The following is a 6,380-nucleotide window of genomic DNA, read 5'->3' as shown; positions in this document are numbered from 1 at the left end:
TATATGTAGCCAAGCGATCATAACCAGCGCTTGACCGATCATATATGTAGCCAAGCGATCATAACCAGCGCTTGACCGATCATATATGTAGCCAAGCGATCATAACCAATGCTTGACCGATCATATATGTAGCCAAGCGATCATAACCAGCGCCTGACCGATCATATATGTAGCCAAGCGATCATAACCAAGCGCCAAACCGATCATAAATGTCCATATGCCCAATCACCATAATCAGCCTTATTTCAATAAAAAGTTTTCCGTATAATAAGGCTGCAATTTTTCATTGAACGAAACGCCCGTACCGAGATGGCTGTAAGTATCCAGCAAAATGTTTTCACGGTGTCCCTCGGAATTCATAAGGCCTTCATGTGCAAAAATACTGCTTGATTGGCCATACGCCAGGTTTTCACCGGCTCCTCGGAAACTGACACCGTCATCTTTCATTCGGTCGAACGGAGACTTTCCTTGCTTGTTCTCATGGCTGAAATAATCATTATCTGCCATATCGACACTGTGTTTACGTGCTGTACCTGCTACGTTTGACTCCCATTTCAGGATAGAAAGTCCGTGACGGACACGCGCTGCATTTGTTAAGTCGAAAAGTTGAAGTTCGAACCCGTTTCGTAAGTTTGCATTACCGCCGGCATAGATGCCGGTTTTTTTCTTTTCCAGTGAATCGTTAATTAGTTGAATGGCTGTTACTTTATCATTTTGATGCAAATCATAAAAAACATAAGTGTAGGTGTCGCCCGATTTAAAGACGTCGAAACCTTCACTTTCTTGGAGCATGAAAATGTTCAAACCTTTTCGGATTTCAGTGATTGGTTTGCCGAATGTTTCGCGTACAGTCGATTTTAGGGAACCGTATTTAATGCCAGCAGTTGATGAAATGAGGTCATCATTTGTATAAATGGCGTTCACTGTCTGGTTTTCATCGAATGAAACCATAACGAAGTTTTGATAGGCATCGTGATAAGTAAACCATTCGGTACCGTATTCGTTCATGGAATGATTTTTTGGTTCTCCAAGTTCAGTTGTCACTTTTTCTTGTGGGCTACCTAGTTCGATATTGTGGATTGAGACCTGTGTTTTTACCGGTTTATCCAACACTGGTTTTTCTGCGACAGGAATGGATTCCTCGATTTCACCCGTCTTTGAAGTTAGGTAAGATACCCCCTTATCTATGGTGTCGCTAATGGAGCGGATTGCTGTATCGAGGGATTCTTTCGTCAAAAGAGTGCCGACTTTTTCGTCGACAGGTTCAAGAAAAGAGATATCAACATATTGTGAGACTGGTTCTTCCCAGTATGGTTTTGTGAAATAAAGTGCAACAATGAAAAGGATGAATAGGAATAATCGTTTCATGGAATCGCCTCCTACTTGCTATTGTAACCCCTTGGGACTAGTTGAATACAGTATGAAGGTGTTTTTGTGTGACGGGTAAAAACTGGGTTCGCTCTATTTCCAGTACTCACCGAAAAGCTGTATACTAATAGAACAACAGATGAACGGAGTTTTCAACGGATGACTATATCAAAAAGAATGTTCAATGCACAAGTGATGGAAAGCAATTCGCATTTATTCAGATGCCCAATCTGCGCGTCTGGGATGGTCATGGAGGACAAGTCACGGCTCATTTGCACAGATAATCACTCGTTCGATTTATCGAAAAATGGCTATGTTAACTTGGCTCCGCAGGCACATGTGACGAAGTATGATAAATCGCTGTTTGAAGCACGGAAAACGGTAATGAGCAGCGGATTTTTCAATCAGATTTTGGAGTTTATTACACATAAAGTCCGTGAGCATCTAGGAGGGCAGGAACAGGCTTTCATCCTGGACGCGGGTTGCGGGGAAGGTACGCACTTGTCGGAAATACTTTCACAGCTACCGGACAAAACAACTGGAGTAGGCATTGATCTCGCGAAAGAAGGAATTACTGCCGCATCGAAAGAGTATCCAGGTTCCATTTGGAGTGTCGCGGACCTGGCAAATTGTCCGTTTCAAGAAAGCCAATTCGATGTTATTTTAAATATTTTATCGCCGGCAAATTACGCAGAGTTTACGCGTCTTCTGAAACCGGATGGATTGTTTGTGAAAGCAGTACCGGAAAGTGGTTATCTAAAGGAGTTACGAGCCATTTTTTATGATGATGAAGAACGCTTAGACGATACGGATCCCGTCGCGCGCTTTGCTCAACACTATGACGCCGTTACAACGGAACGGATTACGTATGTATTCCCATTATCGTCTGGACTTCTTGCGCCGCTAATCCGCATGACACCGCTAACATGGGGCGCGAGTGAGGAAAAGATTGAAGAGGCGTTAGGAATGGATATACAGAATATCACAATCGACTTCACCGTTATTTCGGGTGTGAAGAGGGTTTAGTAGAGAAAGGGGCGAGGAAGATGTTTGGTGGAATTAGCGGTGTTCCAAGCTGGTTTTATGTTCTCGCGATTGCGGTTATTATTATTTTTATTATTATAACGGAATGGAAAACGCGCTAAAGGGGGACTTATTTGTGACTAAAAAAAAGATTAGTAAACGACAGAAACCGAAATTATCTGTAGCTCATAAGGCTATGCGGGTGGAAGCGATTCTCGATAATGAAGGATACATTGAAAAAGTCCGTATTGACGGAGGCCATATGACAGGTGCGGAAGGTGAACGACTGACTTTCGATGACGTGATCTTTAAAGATGTATCGTTTGCAGGAAGTGATTTGGCAGGAGCGGAATTTGTTGATGTTGTGTTTGATACATGCGATTTATCCAATGTTAATTTTCAGGGTGCCATGTTCCACAGATGTGAAATCGTTAATTCGAAACTGACGGGTGCGGACTTTGCGAATGCGAAAGTTGGGCATACGTTAATAAAGGAATGTGACGGGCGCTACATAAACTTCAGCTTCTCTAGCATGAAGGAAGTCGAGTTTGCTGAGTGTAATTTAACAGATGGCGATATTTATGAAAGCTCATTTAATAACGTGCAATTTAAGGTATGTAAGCTGGATAATATCAATTTTACCGAAACGGACTTGAACGGTGTTGATTTGTCGGATAGTACATATGACCGGATTGAAGTCACGTTGCCAAAACTTGTCGGCTGTATTGTGTCAAAAGATCAGGCAATTGGCTTCGCGCGTGTGCTAGGGTTATCCGTGAAAGAAGAATGATGGTATACTTAAAACGAAATCAGAGTGGAAAAGAGTGGACATATATGTTGACATTTGAAGAGAAACAACAGATCATCGCAACAATTCCCGAACTTACACGTAAAGACGTGTCAATGAAACGGGTCAACTATCATTATGAAGAAAGCTTATATGAAAAAACAGTGGTTGTTCAGCACCTTCACCCGAATGGTAACGGTTTTATCTATGTAGCAGGAATTCCAGGTTATGATGCGGATGAACGTGGTCTCGTCAATATCCGTGAAGCTTCAGAAGAGGAACTACGGAAAATCATTGCAGATTCTATCAAGGCTTTATCTGAAGGGGCACCTGAACCGCAGGCTATTGTACAAAAGTTTGTGAACAATGAAGGTGAAGAGCTAATCCTTATGGAAGAGCAAGGCTTCTGGAATTTGTATCACGGCTTGAATCTTGAAGAAAGTTTCGGTGATTACAACGAAGCGGACGTCTATTTGATTGAAGAGGAATTCGTAAGAGTTGAAGACGAGGATGATGCTCGATGAAAGGCAAAAACCTTGTCATTGGTCTTGTCCTAATTACTATATTAAGTATTATTGCTATTTATTTTACAATGAAGGCAACAGTCAATAATATGGAAAATGGGATGGCGCCGATTGTGACGGTTGTTGAATTGATAGAAGAAGTTGATTATCGTTAATCAGAAAAAGCGCACCAGGGATTTAATCCTTGGTGCGCTTTTTCTTGTTGTCTAGCTCCAGGCGCCAGCCTCTCGGGTCATAAGCAATCCAGCTATGTGGCAAAGAGCGCCACGTCTCTGGATCGACTTATGCCTGTCGCGTCTAAAACGGCGCCTTACGCTTTTCTTAATGTCTAGCTCCAGGCGCCAGCCGCTTGGGTCATAAGCAATCCAGCTATGTGGCAAAGAGCGCCACGTCTCTGGATCGACTTATGGCCGTCCCGTCTAAACGGCGCCTTACGCTTTTCTTAATGCCAATTCCCAGGTTTATATGGCCCTTTTCTAAATGGCAGCCACCAGTTCCATTTGCCGAACAGTTTCATAAGGCTTGGTACGAGCAATAGGCGAATAATCGTTGCGTCAATTGCGACTGCAATCGCTATGCCGACGCCGATCTGTTTCACTGGCATAACGTCCGTAAAGGCGAATGCCCCTGTAAGAACAATCATAATCAGTGCTGCAGATGTGATGATCTTACTGGTTGTTGCAAGACCTTCAACAGTTGAATGGTCATTATCCAATGTCTTCGCATACTCTTCCTGCATCCTCGAGATGAGGAACACTTCATAGTCCATACTTAGTCCAAATACAAGGCTAAAGACTATGACAGGGATGATAAGCGCAATCGTGCCAGCTTCCAATCCAAAATGCCCATATTGGAAAATATAGACAAGAATGCCGAATGTGGCAGCCAATCCGACGATGTTCATCAAAATTGCTTTAATCGGTATTAAAATAGATTTAAATGCAATCATCAAGATGAAAAACGTCGAAACAAGGATAACCAATAGAACGTACAAGATTTTATCCAGTATTTCATCGAAGATTTCCTGATTGAACTTTGGCTGTCCACCGATGGATAAGTTCCACTCTGTTTGCTTGTCGGACCAGTCGCGCGCCCAATCTTGTGCGGCATCTGAACTGCCATTAGCACTGAGTGTCACGGGAATCATCAGCTTGTCGTCTTTCACAAATGTTTCAATGAGAGGGGAGAGTCCGGCGGCGATGTCAGGCGCCATCATTGCTTGCTCCCATTGCTCGACAGAATCGATGTCACTCGCAGTGAAAATTGTCGTTACTTTATCCACAAGCGGATCGTTTGAAAGTTCTTTTTCAAGTGCTTTCATGGACTGAAGGCCTTTTTCATCCTCCCAGCCATCCGCACGTTCTGCAATGACATAGACAGCTGCCTGGTCAGCCAGACCAAACTCTTTATCAATCAATTCAAAAGCCTGACGCGTATCATACGACTTAGGCAATGAATCGATTGCTGGAATTGTTAAATCCATATTTTTTACTGGAATTATTGCGATACCAAGTAGGATAAACGCAATGATTGTTATCATAACGGGACGCTTAATTACTGCGTTGGCAAATTTGCGCCAACCGTTTGCTTCACCCGATTTTTCTTTCAATAGCTGCCATTTTTCAATCCGGTCACCTAGTGCAATAAGTACGGACGGTAACAAGGTTACAGATGCGAGAACGGCCATCGCCACTACAATCATTCCGCCGATTGCGATGTTTTGGAAAATGTCGACCTGAATTAGCATCATTGCACCGAGTCCGATGAAGACACAGAAAGCAGAAAAGATGACGGATCTTCCTGCTGTTCGAATCGTGGTGGAGATAGCTTCGTGCATGTCGCTCTTTTTGCGTTCTTCACGATAACGGCTGATGAACAACAAAGCGAAGTCGATACTGAGTGCGAGCCCGAGCATTGGGATGATATTCAAGACAAAAATGGATAGGTCCATTTTTCCGCCAAGAATGGCCAATACACCGAACGATGATACGACAGTCACAATGCCAATAATTAACGGTACAAATGAAGCGACGACAGTTCCGAAAGCGAAAAGAAGTATAATAATCGCAATTGGTAGCCCGATCGCCTCTGCGGTCATCAAGTCACGTTGGCTGGCAGTGTTAATATCCTTTGAAATAGCGGAAGCACCTGTAAGTGTGATTCCTTTTTCATTACCGACTGCCTTGCGGATATCCGTGACGATGGCGGACATATCTTTGTCTTGATTATCAAAATGAAGAAGTGCATAAGAAACGCCTTCTTTGTATTGTTTGTCATTGTCTAGTGGTGATACGATTTCTGAAGTTACCTTCAGTTTATCTATGTTAGTAAGTGTAGATTCTATTTTATCAACTGGCACATTATCGAATACGAGGAACATGGTTTCTGCAGGCATATCGAATTCCTTAGACACGATATCCATAACAGCTGCGTGTTCGCCATCTGTTTGGAAGCCGTCACCTTCTAGAAGTCCTGGTAACTTAATCGCGAATAACGTCAATATGACGAAGATTGCAATCCATGCAAAGATAATATATTTATGTGCGCTTGTTACAAAACGCGCAAGTGTGCGCATACAATCATTCCTTCCTGTGTATAGATTGACTCTATCCTTCTATAGTAACGGAAAATGATGGAAATGTCTTTTGTTGCCCCAAATAAATTTAGATAAAGAAAAA

The 6,380-nt window shown here is 42.8% G+C and carries 6 protein-coding genes; 4 read left to right on the top strand and 2 right to left on the bottom strand.

The genetic code is table 11. The features are described 5' to 3' along the window. Nucleotides 1-240: 240 nt before the first annotated feature. Entirely contained in the window at nt 241-1,368 is a 1,128-nt protein-coding gene (locus tag I2484_RS17260; protein WP_207152305.1) for a CAP domain-containing protein, read from the bottom strand. Between the two features lie 159 nt (nt 1,369-1,527). Between I2484_RS17260 and I2484_RS17255 the strand changes: the two genes are divergently transcribed. The 4 genes from I2484_RS17255 to I2484_RS17240 all read left to right on the top strand — a co-directional run bounded on the left by I2484_RS17255 (nt 1,528) and on the right by I2484_RS17240 (nt 3,857). Continuing rightward, nucleotides 1,528-2,394 carry a putative RNA methyltransferase gene (locus I2484_RS17255; protein ID WP_207152304.1) on the top strand — a complete coding sequence of 289 codons (867 nt, stop codon included), beginning with the start codon at nt 1,528-1,530 and terminating at the stop codon, nt 2,392-2,394. A gap of 133 nt (nt 2,395-2,527) precedes the next feature. Then, nucleotides 2,528-3,181: a pentapeptide repeat-containing protein gene (locus tag I2484_RS17250; RefSeq protein ID WP_207152303.1), complete on the top strand. Its 654-nt coding sequence runs from the start codon at nt 2,528-2,530 to the stop codon at nt 3,179-3,181. Between the two features lie 44 nt (nt 3,182-3,225). Then, a complete protein-coding gene (locus I2484_RS17245) occupies nt 3,226-3,702 on the top strand; it encodes a hypothetical protein (protein ID WP_207152302.1) in 477 nt (158 codons plus the stop codon). Then, entirely contained in the window at nt 3,699-3,857 is a 159-nt protein-coding gene (locus I2484_RS17240; protein ID WP_207152301.1) for a hypothetical protein, read from the top strand. The genes I2484_RS17245 and I2484_RS17240 overlap by 4 nt, the downstream gene beginning before the upstream one ends. Nucleotides 3,858-4,144: 287 nt before the next feature. Here I2484_RS17240 and I2484_RS17235 read toward each other — a convergent pair whose 3' ends face one another. Beyond that, nucleotides 4,145-6,277, bottom strand: coding sequence for an MMPL family transporter (locus tag I2484_RS17235; protein WP_207152300.1), 2,133 nt, complete (start codon nt 6,275-6,277; stop codon nt 4,145-4,147). Nucleotides 6,278-6,380 lie beyond the last annotated feature (103 nt).

It is taken from the genome of Sporosarcina sp. E16_8 (assembly GCF_017347095.1).
In the GTDB taxonomy this organism is placed as follows: Bacteria; Bacillota; Bacilli; order Bacillales_A; family Planococcaceae; genus Sporosarcina.
Note: the sequence above shows the minus strand (reverse complement) of the source record. Positions and strands in the feature narration are given on the sequence as shown.